16 protein-coding genes and 1 pseudogene are annotated in these 18,684 nt (G+C 69.6%); 2 read left to right on the forward strand and 15 right to left on the reverse strand.

Annotated elements, in window-relative coordinates; genetic code table 11:
- Nucleotides 1-26 precede the first annotated feature (26 nt).
- From ACWD4J_RS03720 to ACWD4J_RS03730, 3 genes are all read right to left on the reverse strand, one after another.
- Nucleotides 27-2,579, reverse strand: coding sequence for an ATP-binding protein (locus ACWD4J_RS03720; RefSeq protein ID WP_451393655.1), 2,553 nt, complete (start codon nt 2,577-2,579; stop codon nt 27-29).
- A gap of 289 nt (nt 2,580-2,868) precedes the next feature.
- Nucleotides 2,869-3,192 carry an STAS domain-containing protein gene (locus tag ACWD4J_RS03725; RefSeq protein WP_451393656.1) on the reverse strand — a complete coding sequence of 108 codons (324 nt, stop codon included), beginning with the start codon at nt 3,190-3,192 and terminating at the stop codon, nt 2,869-2,871.
- Between the two features lie 224 nt (nt 3,193-3,416).
- Nucleotides 3,417-4,265, reverse strand: coding sequence for a 3-hydroxyacyl-CoA dehydrogenase family protein (locus tag ACWD4J_RS03730; protein WP_451393657.1), 849 nt, complete (start codon nt 4,263-4,265; stop codon nt 3,417-3,419).
- 372 nt (nt 4,266-4,637) lie between these two features.
- Here ACWD4J_RS03730 and ACWD4J_RS03735 point away from each other — a divergent pair, with 372 nt between their 5' ends.
- Entirely contained in the window at nt 4,638-5,210 is a 573-nt protein-coding gene (locus tag ACWD4J_RS03735) for a cob(I)yrinic acid a,c-diamide adenosyltransferase (protein ID WP_451393658.1), read from the forward strand.
- Between the two features lie 423 nt (nt 5,211-5,633).
- Nucleotides 5,634-6,806, forward strand: a pseudogene (locus ACWD4J_RS03740) (glycoside hydrolase family 18 protein); the annotation flags it as partial.
- Between the two features lie 107 nt (nt 6,807-6,913).
- Here the strand turns inward: ACWD4J_RS03740 and ACWD4J_RS03745 are convergent.
- The 12 genes from ACWD4J_RS03745 to ACWD4J_RS03800 all read right to left on the reverse strand — a co-directional run bounded on the left by ACWD4J_RS03745 (nt 6,914) and on the right by ACWD4J_RS03800 (nt 18,677).
- Nucleotides 6,914-7,390: a DUF2550 domain-containing protein gene (locus ACWD4J_RS03745; RefSeq protein ID WP_451393659.1), complete on the reverse strand. Its 477-nt coding sequence runs from the start codon at nt 7,388-7,390 to the stop codon at nt 6,914-6,916.
- Between the two features lie 130 nt (nt 7,391-7,520).
- On the reverse strand, nt 7,521-7,895 hold the full coding sequence (locus tag ACWD4J_RS03750) for a F0F1 ATP synthase subunit epsilon (RefSeq protein ID WP_451393660.1): 375 nt from the start codon (nt 7,893-7,895) through the stop codon (nt 7,521-7,523).
- Between the two features lie 215 nt (nt 7,896-8,110).
- Nucleotides 8,111-9,547: a F0F1 ATP synthase subunit beta gene (gene atpD / locus ACWD4J_RS03755; RefSeq protein ID WP_451393661.1), complete on the reverse strand. Its 1,437-nt coding sequence runs from the start codon at nt 9,545-9,547 to the stop codon at nt 8,111-8,113.
- Complete coding sequence (locus ACWD4J_RS03760) at nt 9,547-10,473, reverse strand: F0F1 ATP synthase subunit gamma (RefSeq protein ID WP_451393662.1); 927 nt, start codon at nt 10,471-10,473, stop codon at nt 9,547-9,549. Before ACWD4J_RS03760 ends, atpD begins: the two co-directional genes overlap by 1 nt.
- A 20-nt stretch (nt 10,474-10,493) precedes the next feature.
- Nucleotides 10,494-12,086, reverse strand: a complete 1,593-nt coding sequence (atpA, locus tag ACWD4J_RS03765) for a F0F1 ATP synthase subunit alpha (RefSeq protein WP_451393663.1) — start codon at nt 12,084-12,086, stop codon at nt 10,494-10,496.
- A 157-nt stretch (nt 12,087-12,243) separates the two neighbouring features.
- On the reverse strand, nt 12,244-13,065 hold the full coding sequence (locus tag ACWD4J_RS03770) for a F0F1 ATP synthase subunit delta (RefSeq protein WP_451393664.1): 822 nt from the start codon (nt 13,063-13,065) through the stop codon (nt 12,244-12,246).
- On the reverse strand, nt 13,062-13,607 hold the full coding sequence (locus tag ACWD4J_RS03775) for a F0F1 ATP synthase subunit B (protein ID WP_451393665.1): 546 nt from the start codon (nt 13,605-13,607) through the stop codon (nt 13,062-13,064). Before ACWD4J_RS03775 ends, ACWD4J_RS03770 begins: the two co-directional genes overlap by 4 nt.
- Nucleotides 13,608-13,649: 42 nt before the next feature.
- Nucleotides 13,650-13,889 (reverse strand): F0F1 ATP synthase subunit C, encoded by a 240-nt coding sequence (locus tag ACWD4J_RS03780; RefSeq protein WP_451393666.1) that lies wholly within the window; start codon nt 13,887-13,889, stop codon nt 13,650-13,652.
- Between the two features lie 70 nt (nt 13,890-13,959).
- Nucleotides 13,960-14,796, reverse strand: coding sequence for a F0F1 ATP synthase subunit A (atpB, locus tag ACWD4J_RS03785; protein WP_451394006.1), 837 nt, complete (start codon nt 14,794-14,796; stop codon nt 13,960-13,962).
- Between the two features lie 210 nt (nt 14,797-15,006).
- Entirely contained in the window at nt 15,007-15,444 is a 438-nt protein-coding gene (locus tag ACWD4J_RS03790) for a hypothetical protein (RefSeq protein WP_451393667.1), read from the reverse strand.
- A gap of 277 nt (nt 15,445-15,721) precedes the next feature.
- Nucleotides 15,722-17,185: an MraY family glycosyltransferase gene (locus ACWD4J_RS03795; RefSeq protein ID WP_451393668.1), complete on the reverse strand. Its 1,464-nt coding sequence runs from the start codon at nt 17,183-17,185 to the stop codon at nt 15,722-15,724.
- 220 nt (nt 17,186-17,405) lie between these two features.
- A complete protein-coding gene (locus tag ACWD4J_RS03800; RefSeq protein ID WP_451393669.1) occupies nt 17,406-18,677 on the reverse strand; it encodes a serine hydroxymethyltransferase in 1,272 nt (423 codons plus the stop codon).
- Between the last annotated feature and the right edge of the window lie 7 nt (nt 18,678-18,684).

The raw sequence follows: 18,684 nt of genomic DNA on the forward strand, positions 1-18,684 counted from the left end.
CGTGGCGTTCGCCACCCTGCCTGCGGTCAGATGACCGACGACGCGCTGGTCGTCCCCGACTCGCTTCCGCTCGGCGACGCCGGCTCGCTGCTCGCCTCCGGGCTGGTCTCCATCGGGCTGCTCGGGGCCGGGCCGCTGGCCGAGTCCGAGGTGTCCGGGGTCGAGGGCTCGGCCGTAGGCGTCGGGTCCTCGGTGGGCGTCGTCGGCTCGTCCGAAGGCGTCGGGTCGCCGGAGGGCGTCGTCGGGTCGTCGGAAGGCGTCGTGGGGTCGTCCGACGGCGTCTTGGACGGGGACTTCGAGGGCGACTTCGACGGGGACTTGGTCGGGTCGTCCGGGTCCTTGGAGCCCGTGGCGTCGTCCGACGGCTTCGCGGTCGCGCTCGGCGTCGGATCGTCCGCCGTGCCGAGGATGCCGTCCTCGCCCGGGTCGGCGGGGCGGTTCGTCGAGTCGGTGTCGCCGTTGTCCCCTTGGTCCGCCTTGTCGGCGCCGATGCCGCCGCTGTCCGCGCCCTCGCTCACCGACGGGTTCACGCCGACCTTCTCCGAGGGGCCCTGGTCGCTGCCCGACGTGGCGCCGAGCGTCACCACGGTGCCGAGCACGGCGACGAGGAGGGCTCCCGCGCCCGCCGCCACCAGGTTGCGCCGGGTGCCGCTGAGAATGGCGCGACGGGCGCCGGTGGGCTCGGCTCCGCCGCCCGGTCGCGCGGAGTCGCGATGGGTGACGAGCGTGGCCTCCGCCGGTTCGGCGAGCGGGTACGCCGCGGCGGGCACGCCGCCGGGGGGCGACGCGGACTCCTCGTACCGCGCGTCGGGCACCTCCTCGCCCGCCGCCGTCCGCCCGCCGGGCGGTGTGGCGCCCGAGAGATCGGCGACCAGCGCCAGGGCCCTGCGACCGGCGACCGTGCCGCGCTTGTCGGCGAGCGCCCCGCGCAGCCCTATGGATGCCTCCAGCTCGACGCGGGCACGGTCCAGCTGGCCGCCGCAGAGCGCGAGGATCCCCAACTCGTGGTGGAAGTAGGCCTGTTCGCCGACCTCTCCGGCGGCCCTGGCCGCCTCGGAGCCGGACCGCAGCGCGCGCTCCCAGGCGCTCCAGGCGAGCCCCGCGGCGAACGCGGGCGCGGCGGCCCGCGCGAGCTGCACGGCGTCGCTCTGCTCCTCGCTGCCGGGGTCGACGGGCGTCGTGAGGGGCACGAGCAGGCTCAGCGCCGCCAGTACGGCGTCCGCCTCCGCGGAGACCCGCTCCGGCGTGACCGAGGGGTGGGCGGCCCACCATGCGTAGTGCCGGGCGGCGGTGAGGACGCGGTCGTCGGCGTCGGCTGCGTATCCGGCGCTCTCCAGCTGGGCCGGCACACCGGCCGCCAGCCGGTACCGGGAGCCGACCGGCGTGACGAGGGCGCACTCCACCAGCTCCGCGAGGGCCGCGTCGGCATGGGTGTCGCCCACCAGGGCGGGCAGATGCGCCTGGTGCGGCACCTCGCCGCCGAGCGCGACGGCGAACCGCAGCGTGACGCGGGCCGACTTGCTCAGCCGGGACGCGAGCAGCCCGGCGGGCGCGGCGGCTTCGCCGAGCGAGGGCAGCGGTACGTCGTGTCCGTCCTCGGCGTCGAAGGGCGCGTCGACCGGCGTCTCGGCGTAGTACCCGAAGGCGTCGAAGGCGTTCGGGTCGGCGCGCAGCACATCGCGCTGGCGCAGCAGGGCACCGGCCTGCACGAAGCGCAGCGGCAGGCCCTCGGACTCGAACCACAGGTCGCCGGCCCAGTTCGCCTCGTCCTCGGTGAGGACCCGGCCGACAGCGCGCTCCAGGAGCTGCAGGCCCCCGCTGCGGCTCAGACCGCCGAGGAAGACCTCTTCGAGATGCGAGTCCGCGGAGGGCGAGGCGACGTCGGGTGTGGCCGAGACGAGGAAGGCGCACTCGGGGGTCGTGTCGAGCAGCTCGTCGAGTGCCCTGCCGCCGAACTCGAGGTCGTCCAGGACGACGACCGCGCCTATCTCACGGACGTGTTCGAGGAGTTGGGCCTTCTCGGGCCGGTGGAGCGGCGCGTTGTACACGGCCGCGAACAGGTCGTGCAGCAGGTCGTCCGCCGTGCGCCCGTAGCCGGAGAGCCGGACGACGCCGTCGGGGGCGAGGTCCGCGCAGTCCTCGGCGACGGCACCGAGCAGGGCCGTGCGCCCCGAGCCGGCGGGCCCGGTCAGCCGCACGGACCGGCCGCCCTGCAGCAGCCGGGCGAGCCGCTCGCGCTCCTCCTGGCGCTCGAGGAGCGGCAGGCTGGGCAGCGGCGGCCCGGGCGGCTCCGGCGGCAGGCTCGCGCGGCGTCGCTCGGCGCGCTCGGCGGCCGTGAACTTCACGGGCCGCGGCGGGCGTTCTCCCGGCGGGCACGGTTCGATCTCGCTGCCGTCGACGGGATTGACGGTGAGCAGGAAGTCGCCCGACACGAGCTGTACGGTGCGGGCGAGCGCCGGTGCGTGCTGGCCGAAGTCGGGCGTCAGCGGATCGCGCGGCGGGCGCTTGGGCGCGGCGCCGTCGCCGGTGAGTCCGTCATGGCCGTAGTCGTCGTCGGGTCCCTGGTTCGTCGGGTCCATGGTCAAGCCCCCCAAAAGCGTCGTGTGCCGAGCCCCTCCCGGCCTTGTGCACACTGCGCTGTCGCTTCTGGTCCGGTGCCCGTCGGTGGGTCCGTCGTTCAAAACGGGCGACCGCACCCTAGACCTTCGCACAGTATGTACGAACAGCCGGGGTCCTGCGCCGTCCGAGACGTCACAGTCTCGTGAGGATTGTGCGCGGCGCGCATGTCACGGCATGTCGCGCCGGCGTTACCGGTTTCACCCGTCGGACTTCCGGGATCACGTCCCCGCCCCGCCCCCATGGCCCCCGTCAGACGCGGGGCAGGGACTCGACCCCGATGCCGCCCTCGATGGCGAGGATGCGGTGCAGCCGGGTGGCCACGAGCAGCCTCTGCATCTGGGGCGGCACACCGCGCAGCACGAGCCGGCGCCCGCAGCGCCCGGCCCGCCGGTGTACGCCCATGATGACCCCGAGCCCGGTGGCGTCCCAGGAGTCCAGCTCGGACAGGTCCAGCACCAGATCGCCGACGCCGTCGTCGACAGCCGTGTGCAGGACCGTTCGGGCGTCCGCCGCGCTGCGGACGTCGAGGCGGCCCCCGACGACCAGCTCGGCGTGGTCGCCCCTGATGTACATATGCGCTCCCCGAGAGTGCTGAGTACGTGATGATGTCTGCGTTTGTCACTCGTCACTGCAACTGACTGCCGTTCGGGCAGAAGCGTTGCTGCTTGTAAGCGAACCGATACCGAATTCACTCGATGGGGCGACTCCGCGACCTGGAAGCCCCTCCCAGGCCCTTGAGAACCGGGGGAAGGCCGCCCCGGCGAGTGAGGCGACGTCAACCCTTACGCCGTACGAGATCAGTACGTGTAGAAGCCCTGCCCGCTCTTGCGGCCGATGTCACCGGCGTCAACCATCCGGCGCATCAGTTCCGGCGGAGCGAACTTCTCGTCCTGGGACTCGGTGTAGATGTTGCTGGTGGCGTGCAGCAGGATGTCGACGCCCGTGAGGTCGGCCGTCGCAAGCGGGCCCATGACGTGGCCGAAGCCCAGCTTGCAGGCGAGGTCGATGTCCTCGGCGGTGGCGACACCCGATTCGTACAGCTTGGCCGCCTCGACGACGAGTGCCGAGATGAGGCGGGTGGTGACGAAACCGGCGACGTCGCGGTTGACGACGATGCAGGTCTTGCCGACCGATTCGGCGAACTCCCGCGCGATGGCGAGGGTTTCGTCGCTCGTCTTGTAGCCGCGGACGAGCTCGCAGAGCTGCATCATCGGCACCGGCGAGAAGAAGTGCGTGCCGACGACGCGCTCCGGGTGCTCGGTCACCGCCGCGATCTTGGTGATCGGGATGGCGGAGGTGTTCGACGCGAGCACGGTGTGTTCGCCTACGAGCTTGTCGAGCGTCCGGAAGATCTCGTGCTTGACCTCGAGCTTCTCGAACACGGCCTCGACGACGATGTCGGCGTCCGCGGCCGCGTCCAGGTCGGTGGTCGTGGTGATGCGGCCGAGCGCCGCCTGAGCGGCCTCCGCGTCCATCTTGCCCTTGGCGACGAACTTGTCGTACGAGGCCTTGATGCCGTCCGTGCCACGCGTCAGCGCCTCGTCGGTGACATCGCGCAGAACGACGTCCCAGCCCGCCTGGGCTGAGACCTGGGCGATGCCGGACCCCATGAGCCCGGCCCCGATGACGGCAAGCTTCCGTGCCACTGATCGACTCCCCTGAATCGGCTTACACACTGCTTATATTCGACCCTGCGGCGGACACTAGCGCTCGCGGCGCGCCCTGTGACCGGGAAGAGATGCTCGTCACGTCTCAAATGACGGACATCACACCGGCAGGGCTCATTCCGGGGCCCACCGTGCACAGTTGAGGCCTCTCCGGCTCAGTAGCCACTCCGTTTCATCGAGCAGCACGAGCATCTGGGGCGACACCCGCTCACGGAGTGATGTCATGTCTTCGAAGGCGCACCCGAAGTGCCGCCGCCGGCGTGCGGTCCGGGGCATGACCCTCGGCTCCACGGCGGTCACCGTGAGCATCAGCACACGCAGCTTCCGGAAGACCGTAACTAGGCTGGCCACATGGTCAACCTGACACGCATCTACACGAGGACCGGCGACAAGGGCACGACGGCCCTCGGCGACATGAGCCGCACCGCCAAGACAGATCTGCGTATCGCGGCGTACGCGGACGCCAACGAGGCCAACGCCGTCATCGGCACGGCGCTCGCACTGGGCGGGCTCGACGAGGAGATCGTCAAGGTCCTCGTCCGCGTGCAGAACGACCTGTTCGACGTGGGCGCGGACCTGTCCACGCCCGTGGTGGAGAACCCCAAGTTCCCGCCGCTGCGCGTCGAGCAGTTCTACGTCGACCGGCTCGAGGCGGACTGCGACCGCTTCAACGAGCAACTGGAGAAGCTGCGCAGCTTCATCCTCCCCGGGGGTACGCCGGGCGCGGCCCTGCTGCACCAGGCGTGCACGGTGGTCCGGCGGGCCGAGCGCTCCACATGGGCGGCGCTGGAGGTGCACGGCGAGACGATGAACCCCCTCACCGCGACGTATCTGAACCGCCTCTCCGACCTGCTGTTCATCCTGGCGAGGACGGCGAACAAGGCGGTCGGCGACGTGCTGTGGGTGCCGGGAGGCGAGCGCTAGCAGCAGCCGGTCGCCGGGGGGAGTGGTGGCGCCCGCACGGTCCAGCGGGCCGTCCGGGCGCGGGAGTTGGGCGCCCGGACGCAGCCGCCGCGGGCGCCCGGACGCAGCCGCCGCGGCCGGCCGCCCGCGCCTGCCGCGCGCCGCGCATTGGTCCAGACCCCTTGACCAATGGTCCAGACCTTTCTATTCTCGCCGCACTGCGGTGAGCGTGTCATGTCACGACAAGTCCTCGGCCCGCACGTGTCCCGGACCGTGCGCGCCGTCGACCGTGTGCGCTCACGGGCGTCGCAGGCCTGGTTCCACCTCCCCTTACGACCGGACCGCACCCCGAGGAGGCGCTGGATGCGCTTCAAGCTCAGAGCCGTGGCAGGGTTCGCGACCCTGCTGCTCCCGTTCGCCGCCCTGGCAGCGGCAAGCCCGACCGCCGCCGCCACCGACACCGCCAATGCCAAGGACACAAACGTGATCGCCGGGCCCGCGGCAGGCAAGGTCAAGCTCGGCTACTTCACCGAGTGGGGCATCTACGGCCGCGACTACCACGTGAAGAACCTGGTGACGTCCGGCTCCGCCGCCAAGATCACGCACGTCAACTACGCGTTCGGCAACGTCGAGGGCGGCAAGTGCACCGTCGCCGACAGCTGGGCCGACTACGAGAAGCCGTACTCCGCGGAGCAGTCCGTGGACGGCGTCGCGGACTCCGACGACCAGACGCTGCGCGGCAACTTCAACCAGCTCCGCAAGCTCAAGGCCAAGTACCCGAACCTCAAGGTGCTCTGGTCCTTCGGCGGCTGGAGCCTGTCAGGCGGCTTCTCGGAGGCCGCCAAGGACCCGGCGGCGTTCGCCGACTCCTGCTACAACCTCGTCAAGGACCCCCGCTGGGCCGATGTCTTCGACGGCATCGACATCGACTGGGAGTACCCGAACGCCTGCGGCCTGACCTGTGACACCAGCGGCGCGGACGGGTTCGGGAACGTGATGTCCGCGCTGCGTGCGAAGTTCGGTTCCAAGAACCTCGTCACGGCCGCCATCACCGCGGACGCCTCGGACGGCGGCAAGATCGACGCTGTCGACTACGGAACCGCCTCACGTTACGTCAACTGGTACAACGTGATGACGTACGACTTCTTCGGCTCCTGGGCGACGAACGGCCCCACGGCCCCGCACTCCCCGCTCACGTCGTACCCGGGCATCCCGGCCGAGGGCTACAACTCGGCCGCCGCCATCGCCAAGTTGAGGACCCAGGGCGTACCGGCCAACAAGCTGCTGCTCGGCATCGGCTTCTACGGCCGCGGCTGGACGGGCGTCACGCAGTCGAAGCCGGGCGGCACGGCGACCGGTCCCGCCGCGGGCACCTACGAGGACGGCTTCGAGGACTACAAGGTCCTCAAGAACACCTGCCCGGCCACCGGCAAGGTCGGCGGCACGGCCTACGCGCACTGCGGCACGGACTGGTGGAGCTACGACACCCCGTCGACCATCCGGACCAAGATGGGCTGGGCGAAGGACAAGGGCCTGGGCGGCGCGTTCTTCTGGGAGTTCAGCGGCGACACCGCCGACGGCGAGCTGGTGGCCGCCATCAACAACGGCCTGAAGTAGTCACCTGGTCCCCCGCGCCGGCGGGGCACCCCACAGACGAAGCCGGGGAGACAGGAACGCCCCCTGTCTCCCCGGCTTCTTCATGCCGACGCAACGTCACGCGGCACTCAGGCCACGTTGACCCTCTGCCCCGGAGGCGCCGCCTCCAGCCACGCCAGGAAACCGGTGAGCGCGTCCTCGCTCATCGCCAGCTCGAGCCGCTCCCCGCGGTGCGTACATGCCAGCACGATCGCGTCGGAGAGCAGCGCCAGCTCCTCCTCGCCCTCGGGGGCGCGGCGGCCGACCACCTCGATCGCCGAGCGCTCGAGGACCCGGCGCGGCCGGGGGGCGTACGAGAAGATCCGGAACCACTCGACGCGGTCGCCGCTGTACCGGGCGATGCCGTATCCCCAGCCCTTGCCGGAGGGGGTCCCGCCTGGGACGGCGTCCGGGCCGCCATGCGTGTCCCGGGCGTGCCAGCGCAGGCTGCAGTCGAAGGTGCCACCGGAACGCTGGATGAGCCGCCGGCGCAGCCCGAAGGCAAAGAGTCCCACCAGCACCAGCACGACGATCACGAGACCGCACACAACCAGAGCGAGGATCATCAGTAAGGACCTCCTCGCCCCATCAGTAACGGCTCAACCAGATTGCACCCGCATTGCCTCAGCCGCGGCCCGGTCCGGAGTGGCACTCCGGTCCCGGCCGCGGCTGAGTCACGTAACTCCGCGCGCCTGCTCAGCGCGCCGTCGCAGCACGCAGTCGGACTTCCGCACGGCGCTCGGCGGAGGCGTTGGCCTCCGTCTGCGCACGCTCGAGAGCCCGCTCCGCGCGCTGGACATCGATCTCGTCGGAGAGCTCGGCGATCTCGGCCAGCAGCGACAGCTTGTTGTCCGCGAACGAGATGAATCCGCCGTGCACCGCAGCCACGACGGTCCCGCCGTCGCTCGTACGGATCGTCACCGGGCCCGATTCCAGCACACCGAGCAGCGGCTGGTGACCGGGCATGACGCCGATGTCGCCGGACGTGGTGCGTGCGACGACCAGGGTGGCCTCGCCGGACCAGACCTGGCGGTCCGCGGCGACCAGCTCGACGTGCAGCTCAGCAGCCAAGGGTGGCTCCTCGGGTCACCACCCGGCGGGTCAGCCGGGTGTTGGGTCATAAGTCTAGTAGGGCTCCGGACGCCGAAGCGCCGGGGCCCGCCCCGAGCCTCTCGGCCGGGGTCCAGGGGCTTGCCCCGGAAGGTGAAGCAGTGGGCGTGGCGAGGGGGACGGGACGCCGCCCGTCCCCCTCAGAAAGTCACACGACTCTGTCGAGCCGGCCGACTTCAGGAGACGCCGAGCTCCTTCGCGTTCTTCTTGAGGTCCTCGAGACCACCGCACATGAAGAACGCCTGCTCCGGGAAGTGGTCGAACTCGCCGTCGCAGATCGCGTTGAACGCGGTGATCGACTCGTCGAGCGGCACATCCGAGCCGTCCACGCCGGTGAACTGCTTGGCGACGTGGGTGTTCTGCGACAGGAAGCGCTCCACGCGGCGGGCACGCTGGACGACCAGCTTGTCCTCCTCGCTGAGCTCGTCGATACCGAGGATCGCGATGATGTCCTGGAGGTCCTTGTACTTCTGCAGGATCCCCTTGACGCGCATGGCGCAGTCGTAGTGGTCCTGCGCGATGTAGCGCGGGTCCAGGATGCGGGACGTGGAGTCCAGCGGGTCCACGGCCGGGTAGATGCCCTTCTCGGAGATCGGACGGGACAGAACCGTCGTCGCGTCGAGGTGGGCGAACGTGGTGGCCGGGGCCGGGTCGGTCAGGTCGTCCGCGGGGACGTAGATCGCCTGCATCGAGGTGATCGAGTGACCACGGGTCGAGGTGATGCGCTCCTGGAGGAGACCCATCTCGTCGGCCAGGTTCGGCTGGTAGCCCACCGCGGAGGGCATACGGCCGAGCAGGGTCGAGACCTCGGAACCGGCCTGCGTGAAGCGGAAGATGTTGTCGATGAAGAACAGCACGTCCTGCTTCTGCACATCGCGGAAGTACTCCGCCATGGTCAGACCCGCGAGGGCCACGCGCAGACGGGTGCCCGGCGGCTCGTCCATCTGACCGAAGACCAGCGCGGTCTTGTCGATGACGCCCGAGTCCGACATCTCCTCGATGAGGTCGTTGCCCTCACGGGTGCGCTCACCGACACCGGCGAACACGGAGACACCGTCGTGGTTGTTGGCGACGCGGTAGATCATCTCCTGGATGAGCACCGTCTTGCCGACGCCGGCACCACCGAACAGACCGATCTTTCCACCCTTGACGTACGGGGTGAGAAGGTCGATGACCTTGACGCCGGTCTCGAACATCTCGGTCTTGGACTCGAGCTGGTCGAAGTTCGGCGCCTTGCGGTGGATCGGCCAGCGCTCGCCCTCGTAGGTCTCGTCGACGTTCAGCACCTCACCGATGGTGTTGAACACCTTGCCCTTGGTGAAGTCGCCGACCGGCACCGAGATGGCGGCACCCGTGTCGGTCACCACGGCCTGGCGGACCAGACCGTCGGTGGGCTGCATCGAGATCGTGCGCACCAGGCCGTCGCCCAGGTGCTGCGCGACCTCGAGCGTCAGGGTCTTCTTCTCGCCGGCCTTGGCCGGGTCGGCAACCTCGACGTGCAGCGCGTTGTAGATCTCCGGCATCGCGTCGACGGGGAACTCCACGTCGACGACCGGGCCGATGACCCGGGCGACGCGGCCCGTGGCGGCGGCCGTCTCAACAGTGGTCGTCATTACTTGTCACTCCCCGCGGTCGCGTCGGCCAGGGCTCCTGCGCCACCGACGATCTCGCTGATTTCCTGGGTGATTTCGGCCTGGCGGGCCGCGTTGGCAAGTCGGGAGAGCGTGTTGATGAGCTCACCCGCGTTGTCGGTGGCGGACTTCATCGCGCGCCGCGTGGCGGCGTGCTTGGAGGCCGCCGACTGCAGCAGCGCGTTGTAGATCCGGCTCTCGACGTACCGCGGCAGCAGGGCGTCGAGGACGTCCTCCGCCGACGGCTCGAACTCGAACAGGGGCAGGATCTCGTGCTGTGCGGCCAGCTCCTCCTTGCCCTCCTCGAGGCTCTCGAGGCTCAGCGGCAGCAGGCGGCTGTCCACCGGCGTCTGCGTCAGCATCGAGAGGAACTCGGTGAAGACGATGTGGAGCTCGTCCACGCCGCCGTCGGCCGTCTCCTGCTGGATCGCCTCGATCAGCGGGCCGGCGACGTTCTTGGCGTCCGCGTACGAGGGCTCGTCGGTGAAGCCGGTCCACGAGTCCTTGACCGGGCGCTCACGGAACCCGTAGTAGGCGACGCCCTTGCGGCCGACGATGTAGGTGTCGACCTCCTTGCCCTCGCCGCGCAGCCGCTCGGTGAGCTGCTCCGCCGCCTTGATGGCGTTGGAGTTGTAGCCGCCGGCCAGACCGCGGTCGCTCGTGATGAGCAGAATCGCGGCGCGGGCCGGTGCGTCGGCCTCCGTCGTCAGCGGGTGCTTGGTGTTCGACCCGGTCGCCACCGCCGTGACCGCGCGGGTGAGCTCGGTCGCGTACGGCGTGGAGGCCGCCACCTTGCGCTGCGCCTTGACGATGCGCGAGGCGGCGATCATCTCCATCGCCCTGGTGATCTTCTTGGTCGCGGTGACGGACCGGATGCGACGCTTGTAGACCCGGAGCTGCGCTCCCATGAGTCAGGTCCCTTCCGTCGTCACTTGGCGGCAGCAGCGGGCGTGTCGTCGCCGAGCAGCTTGCCGTCCGAGGTCTCGAACTGCTTCTTGAACTCCGCGATCGCCTCGGCCACGGCCTGCAGGGTGTCGTCCGACATCTTGCCGCCCTCCTTGATGGAGGTCATGAGGCCCTGCTCCTTGCGGTGCAGGTAGTCGAGCATCTCGCGCTCGAAGCGGCGGATGTCCTCGACCGGCACGTCGTCCATCTTGCCGGTGGTGCCGGCCCAGACGGAGACGACCTGGTCCTCGGTGGCCATCGGCTGGTACTGCGCCTGCTTCAGCAGCTCGACCATGCGCTGACCACGGCCCAGCTGGGCCTTGGACGCGGCGTCCAGGTCGGAACCGAAGGCGGCGAACGCCTCCAGCTCACGGAACTGGGCGAGGTCGACGCGGAGACGGCCGGAGACCTGCTTCATGGCCTTGTGCTGGGCGGAGCCACCGACACGGGAGACCGAGATACCGACGTTCAGGGCCGGACGCTGACCGGCGTTGAACAGGTCGGACTCCAGGAAGCACTGGCCGTCGGTGATGGAGATGACGTTGGTCGGGATGAACGCCGACACGTCGTTCGCCTTGGTCTCGACGATCGGCAGACCGGTCATCGAGCCGGCGCCCATGTCGTCCGACAGCTTCGCGCAGCGCTCCAGCAGACGGGAGTGCAGGTAGAAGACGTCGCCCGGGTAGGCCTCACGGCCCGGCGGACGGCGCAGCAGCAGGGACACGGCACGGTAGGCGTCGGCCTGCTTCGACAGGTCGTCGAAGATGATCAGGACGTGCTTGCCCTCGTACATCCAGTGCTGGCCGATGGCCGAGCCGGTGTAGGGGGCGAGGTACTTGAAGCCGGCCGGGTCGGACGCCGGGGCGGCGACGATCGTCGTGTACTCGAGGGCGCCGGCCTCCTCCAGCGCGCCGCGCACGGACGCGATGGTGGAGCCCTTCTGGCCGATGGCGACGTAGACGCAGCGGACCTGCTTCTTCGGGTCGCCCGAGCGCCAGTTGTCGCGCTGGTTGATGATCGTGTCGACGGCCAGGGCGGTCTTGCCGGTCTGGCGGTCACCGATGATCAGCTGACGCTGGCCGCGGCCGACCGGGGTCATCGCGTCGACGGCCTTGTAGCCCGTCTCCATCGGCTCGTGCACCGACTTGCGCTGCATGACCGTGGGGGCCTGCAGCTCGAGGGCGCGGCGGCCCTCGGTCGCGATCTCGCCGAGGCCGTCGATCGGGTTGCCGAGCGGGTCGACGACGCGGCCGAGGTAGCCCTCGCCCACGGCGACCGACAGGACCTCGCCGGTACGGGTGACCGGCTGGCCCTCCTCGATGCCGCTGAACTCACCGAGAACGATGGCACCGATCTCGCGCTCCTCGAGGTTGAGGGCGAGGCCGAGGGTGCCGTCCTCGAACTTCAGCAGCTCGTTGGCCATGGCCGAGGGCAGACCCTCGACCTTCGCGATGCCGTCGCCGGCAACAGTGACCTTCCCGACCTCCTCGCGCGAGGCCGCGTCCGGCTTGTACGCCTGGACAAAGTTCTCCAGCGCGTCCCGGATCTCCTCCGGCCGGATCGTGAGCTCCGCCATCTGGGTTCCCTGCTCTCCTTGTTGGGCCCGAAGTTTCTTTGGGGGGCTCTGGGGCTGTGCCTTTAGCGACTCCGCCGCGGGCCCCCAGAAACTCTGCATTCTCTGCACGGCCCAACCCGGGCCGTAAAAAACTGCTTGTTGAGTTGGTGGCGGCCGGTCAGCCGGCCAGCCGGCGCTTCGCGTCCTCGACGCGGTCCGCGATGCTGCCGTTGATGATCTCGTCGCCCACCTGCACCTGGATCCCGCCGAGGACCTCCGGGTCCACGTCGAGGTTGAGGTGCATCTGCCGGCCGTAGAGCTTCGCCAGGGCTGCGCCCAGACGCTGCTTCTGCCGGTCCGACAGCGGCACGGCCGAGGTCACGACGGCGACCAGGCGGTCCCGGCGCTCCGCGGCGAGCTTGGAGAGGGACTCGAGTCCCGCTTCCAGGCTACGTCCCCGCGGCTGGGCCACAAGACGCTCGACCAGCCGCTCGGTCACGGCCTCGGCACGGCCGCCGAGCAGCCTGTGCAGCAGCTCCCGCTTGGCGGCGGCGCTCGCGGCGCGGTCCGTCAGCGCGGCACGCAGCTCGGTGTTCGAGGAGACGATCCGGCCGAACCGGAACAGCTCGTCCTCGACGTTGTCGAGCGTGCCCGCCTTCTGCGCGGCGGTGAGGTCGGCGATGCTCGCCAGCTCCTCGATCGCGTCCACCAGGTCGCGCGGCTGCGACCAGCGGGAGCGCACCAGGCCGGAGACCAGGTCGACGGTCTCGCCGCCCACCTGTCCGGACAGCAGGCGCCCTGCCAGCTCCGCCTTGGCGTCGCCGGACTGCGCCGGGTCGGTGAGGACCCGACGCAGCGACACCTCGCGGTCGAGCAGCGCGGTGACCGCGGCCAGCTCGCCGGCGAGCCGGGCCGCGTCGACGGACGTCGAGTCCGTCAGCGCGTCGAGACGCTCACGTGCGGCAGCCAGGGCCTCGCGGCTCGCTCCGTGCGCAGTCATCGACTTGCCTCGGCCTTCTCTTCGAGCTCGTCGAGGAAGCGGTCGATGGTGCGGCTCTGCCGGGCGTGGTCCTCGAGGGACTCACCGACGAGCTTGCCGGCCAGGTTGACGGCGAGCGTGCCGACATCCTGGCGCAGCGTGAGCGCAGCGGCCTTGCGGTCGGCCTCGATCTGCGTGTGGCCGGCGGCGATGATCTCCTCGCGCTGCCGCTGACCCTCCGCGCGCATCTCGGCGATGAGGGCAGCGCCCTGCTCCTGTGCCTCCTGGCGCAGGCGCGCGGCCTCGTGCCGGGCCTCGGCGAGCTGAGCCTTGTACTGCTCGAGCACGCTCTGGGCCTCGGTCTGAGCGGCCTCGGCCTTTTCGATACCGCCCTCGATGGCCTCGCGGCGGTCTTCCAGAACCTTGTTGATGTTCGGGAGGAGCTTCCAGGCGAGAGCACCGAAGACGATGACGAAGGCGATCAGGCCGATGACGAGCTCGGGAATCGGCGGGACGAGGGGATTCTCCATCTCCTCAGCCGCGATAGTGAGCAGTGGGCTCATCTCAGTGCCTTTCGTCTAGTGGTCTGGTCGTGAAGAAGACGATCAGGTGCCGTAGACGAACGGCATGACCAGGCCGATGAGGGCGAGCGCCTCACAGAAGGCGAAGCCGAGGATCTGGTTGGCACGGATCAGACCGGCGGCCTCGGGCTGGCGGGCCAGGGCCTGGGTGCCGTTACCGAAGATGATGCCGACGCCGACGCCGGGGCCGATGGCCGCGAGGCCGTAGCCGATGGAGCCGAGGGAGCCGGAGACGCCGGCAGCGAGGTCGATGGCAGCGGACATGCCGTTTCTTCCTTCTCTTTTACGGACCGGTGGGGGTTGGCCACCGGACGACTGTGGTCGGTCTGGGCGCTCAGTGGTGCTCGGCGAGCGCGCCCTGGATGAAGGTGCAGGTCAGGAGTACGAACACGTACGCCTGCAGCGCCTGGATGAAGAGCTCGAAGGCCGTCATCACGAGGGTCATGATGAAGGACACGCCCGCGTAGGCGATGCCGATGCCGTTCAGCAGGTACCAGCTGGCGATCGTGAAGAGCAGCAGCAGCGTGTGGCCCGCGAACATGTTCGCGAAGAGTCGGACGGCGTGCGTGAAGGGCCGGACGATCAGGTTCGAGAGGAACTCGATGAACATGGCCAGCGGGAGAACCGGGCCGAGCGACTTGTCGTAGCCGGTGAAGTTCTTGAAGGCGCCGACGAAGCCGTGCCGCTTGAAGGTCAGCGAGACCCACAGGACGTAGACGATCGCGGCCAGAACCGCCGGGTAGGCGATGATCGCCGTCACCGGGAACGATGCGACCGGAATGATCGACCAGAGGTTCATCATCCAGACGAAGAAGAACAGCGAGACGATCAGCGGGACGTACTTCTCGCCCTCGCGCTTGCCGAGCGTCTCGTAGACGATGCCGCGCCGGATGAAGTCGTAGCCGGCCTCGGCGACCATCTGGAGCTTGCCCGGGACGACCTTCGGCTTGCGGAAGGCGGTCCAGAAGAAGCCGACCACGATGATCGAGCCGAGCAGCGCCAGCAGCATGGGCTTGTTGAAGTACAAGTTGCTGTTCGCGTCGCCCCAGAGGGGCTCGAACAGGAACGAGTGCAGGCCGGGAGCCGGGAATCCACAACCGTCGAAGATGTGGCAATCGGTCTCGAAGGCGAGCACCTGCGTCGGGTCAGCACTCACCGCGGACTCCTTCAGCGTGGCGCATAGGTACGGCAACCTCGTTGTGTCGGCGCGGCGTGCAGCCGCGGTTCGGCACTGGACTGGTGTTACGGATGTGGGGGCGGCGGTCGGGCATCAAGCCTCGCGCTAGAGCAGGCGTCAGCTCTGATGCCCGCGCCCGCAGTGCCGCAGTTGGCACCGGACGATAGCAGGCTCTCAACCGCGCATTTATCCCGGCCCTACCCTTCACGACGACGGTCCCGTCTTTTCGGGCGTGCTGCCCGTCGAGGAATCCGGTTCGACGTAGAGGATCTTGGACTTCATGTGTGCACGCGTCTGGGTCGCGATCCATACGAGGGTGGTCGCGAGGAGCGTGAAAGCGAAGGCCTTGGGGTGGAACAGGGTGGTGTTCTTGAACACCGCCAGGAAGACGAACAGCAGCAGGACCTGCGCCGCATAGAGCAGGAGGCCCATCGCCTGGAACAGGTGCGGAAGCGATTTGGCAGTGCGCTGCAGAACGACCATCCCGAGACCCATGAACAGGATCACGACCAGCGTCGCGACGATCGCGCCGACCGCTCCCTTGCCGCCCGCGACCACGCCGCTGACGACGGCGGCAATGGCACCGACGGCAGCTGTGGGCACAGCGGCCTGAAGAACGATCCGAGCGTCATTGGACGGCATGGAGGCGACTCCGCTCGCGGGTGGGGGCAGGTGTCGTCATGGACGAGCTTGAAACATGATCCCCGGTCGAGGTGATCTCGCGCCAATGGACCGTCGCACTACGGACCTTCGGCTCTATCTCCGGGTCTCGTGAACGGTATCACAATCTATTTGATGAGGTCTTTACCTTGAAAGTGTGGAGACCGTCACACGTGAGTGGGATCCCGCGCGTCTGTGCGGGAAACTGGAGTGACTTGTCCGGTATTGGGATGTTTTGCCGTGTGTCTTACGTCCCAGGTCAGCGGTGCGTTCCCGCTTTTCGTCGGTCCAGGAAGCGAGACCGGGCGCCGATGGCTGTCGCCCCGTTGACCCCGTTGACCCCTGCCGTAACGGGTGCCCGATGGTCCTCAGCGGAACCGTTCGCGTGCGGACCCGCTTCGCCCGCAGCGGAATGCACCGCGGCACTCGTAGCGGCCACCACCGGCTCGTCCGCCAGGGGCCTGCCGGCCACCTTCTCGCCGGCCGCTGCGTCGGTCTCCGCGGCCGCTGCGAGCGCACACACCACGGCAGGCTCGGCGGCCGCGTCGGCGACGGACGAGCGGCGGTAGCGCGGCGGGACGACGCCCTCGGCCCAGCGCGGGGCGCGCGGTGTGAAGCGGGGCAGCAGCAGCAGCACCAGGCCGACCGCGCTGAGTACCACGATGGTGAGCACGATCCACATGGACGCCGAGTTCACCGAGTAGGCCAGGGCGCCGAAGGCGATCAGCGCCGACCAGAAGTACATGATCAGGACCGCTCGGCTGTGGGAGTGGCCGATCTCCAGGAGCCGGTGGTGCAGATGGCCCCGGTCGGCCGCGAACGGCGACTGGCCGCGCCAGGTGCGGCGCACGATCGCCAGCACCAGGTCGGCTGCGGGGATCGCGATGATCGTCAGCGGCATCAGCAGCGGGATGTAGACCGGCACCGTCTGGTGCACGGCCGCCTTCTCGGATCCGGCGAACAGCTTGAGTGCGTCGGGATCGACCTGGCCCGTGATGGAGATGGCGCCCGCGGCCAGCACGAGCCCGATGAGCATCGAGCCGGAGTCGCCCATGAAGATCCTGGCGGGATGCATGTTGTGCGGCAGGAAGCCCAGGCACATGCCCATCAGGATCGCGGCGAACAGCGTCGCGGGGGCCGCGGCCTCGAGCCCGTAGCCGTACCAGATGCGGTACGCGTACATGAAGAACGCCGCGGCCGCGATGCAGACCATGCCGGAGGCCAGGCCGTCGAGGCCGTCGACGAAGTTCACGGCGTTGATGGTGACGACGACGAGCGCGACGGTGAGCAGGGTGCCCTGCCACTGGGTCAGCGAGACGGAGCCGACGCCGGGCACGGGCAGCCACAGGATCGTCAGGCCCTGCATGACCATGACGCCCGCGGCGATCATCTGGGCGCCGAGCTTGATCAGGGCGTCGATCTCGAACTTGTCGTCGAGGACACCGATGATCCAGATCAGCGCCGCGCCGGAGAGCAGCGCCCGTGGCTCGTTGGAGTTCTCGAAGACCGCGTTGAGGTTCGTCAGATGGTCGGCGACGAGCAGACCTGCGCAGAGCCCGAAGAACATCGCGATCCCGCCGAGCCTCGGCGTCGGTTCGCGGTGCACGTCACGCGCGCGGATCTCCGGCATCGCCCCGGCGACGATAGCGAACTTTCGCACCGGGCCGGTCAGCAGGTAGGTCACCGCGGCCGTGATACAGAGCGTCAGCAGGTATTCACGCACAGGCTTCCCCACAGATATCGCTGGCCATCACAGCCCCACACCCTAGCCTCGCCTGCATACGGTGGAGGACCTCCGGGTAGCGAGAATGGTTGCACGAGTGGCAGCTCACGCGTGGGCGCCTACCCGGCTTCGACCCGGATACGGGCGGATTCCTCCAGGTGGATGCGGCGGACTTGCCGACGCGGGTGCGCCGGACCGCACCGCAGACGAGACGTATTCCTCAGCTCCGGTACGGCGGGAACGCCTGCGTCAGCTCGCGCACCTCCTCGCGGGCCTGCCGGTTGTCGACCTCCTCGCGCAGCACCGCCGCGAGCAGCGCCCCGATCCGCACCATCTCCGCCTCGCCCATGCCCTGGGTGGTGACGGCCGCGGTGCCGAGGCGCAGCCCGCGCGCGTCCCCGTGGGGCAGCGCGCAGGTGTCCAGCACGATCCCGGCTGCGGCGAGCCGGCCGCGCGCGGTACGCCCCTCAAGGCCGAGGGGGGCCGGATCCGCGCAGATCAGATGCGTGTCCGTGCCGCCGGTGGTGAGCGCGAGCCCCTCGGCCGCCAGCCCGTCGGCCAGCACGCGCGCATTGGCGACGACCTGACGGGCGTACGCGGCGAACGCGGGCGTGGCCGCCTCCCCGAACGCGACGGCCTTCGCCGCGATGGTGTGCATCTGCGCTCCGCCCTGCGTGAACGGGAACACGGCACGGTTGATCCGTTCCGCGAGCCCGGCGCCGCACAGGACCATGCCGCCGCGCGGCCCGCGCAGCACCTTGTGCGTGGTCGCGCAGACGACGTCCGCGTACGGGACGGGGCTGGGCGCCGCTCCCCCGGCCACGAGTCCCATGGGGTGAGCGGAGTCGGCGATCAGATAGGCCCCTACCTCGTCGGCGATGTCCCGGAAGGCCGCGTAGTCGATGTGCCGCGGATACGAGATGGAGCCGCAGACCACCGCCTTGGGCCGGTGCTTCCGGGCCAGCGCGTCCACCTGCTCGTAGTCGATGAGCCCCGACTCGGGATCGACGCCGTAGCCGACGAAGTCGAACCAGCGTCCCGAGAAGTTGGCGGGCGAGCCGTGCGTGAGGTGCCCGCCGTACGGGAGGCCCAGGGCCAGCACGGTGTCACCGGGGCGCAGCAGGGCGGCGTACGCGGCCAGAACGGCCGAGGATCCGGAGTGCGGCTGGACGTTGGCGTGTTCGGCGCCGAAGAGGGCCTTGGCGCGCTCGATGGCGATGCGCTCGGCGACGTCGACGAACTCGCAGCCGCCGTGGTGGCGGGCGCCGGGGTATCCCTCGGCGTACTTGTTGGCGAGCGGGGAGCCGAGCGCCGCGAGGACGGCGGGTGAGGTGAAGTTCTCGGCGGCGATGAGCTGGAGCGCCGAAGCCTGCCGTGCCTGCTCTCCCAGGAGCACCTCGGCGAGCTCCGGGTCCTGCCGCCGCAGCGCCTCGAAGTCCGGCCCCACGGGCCGTACGACGCCTGACACCCCTGATGCTTCGGTCACCGACATGGCACGC

This window comes from Streptomyces sp. NPDC002577 (assembly GCF_053594815.1).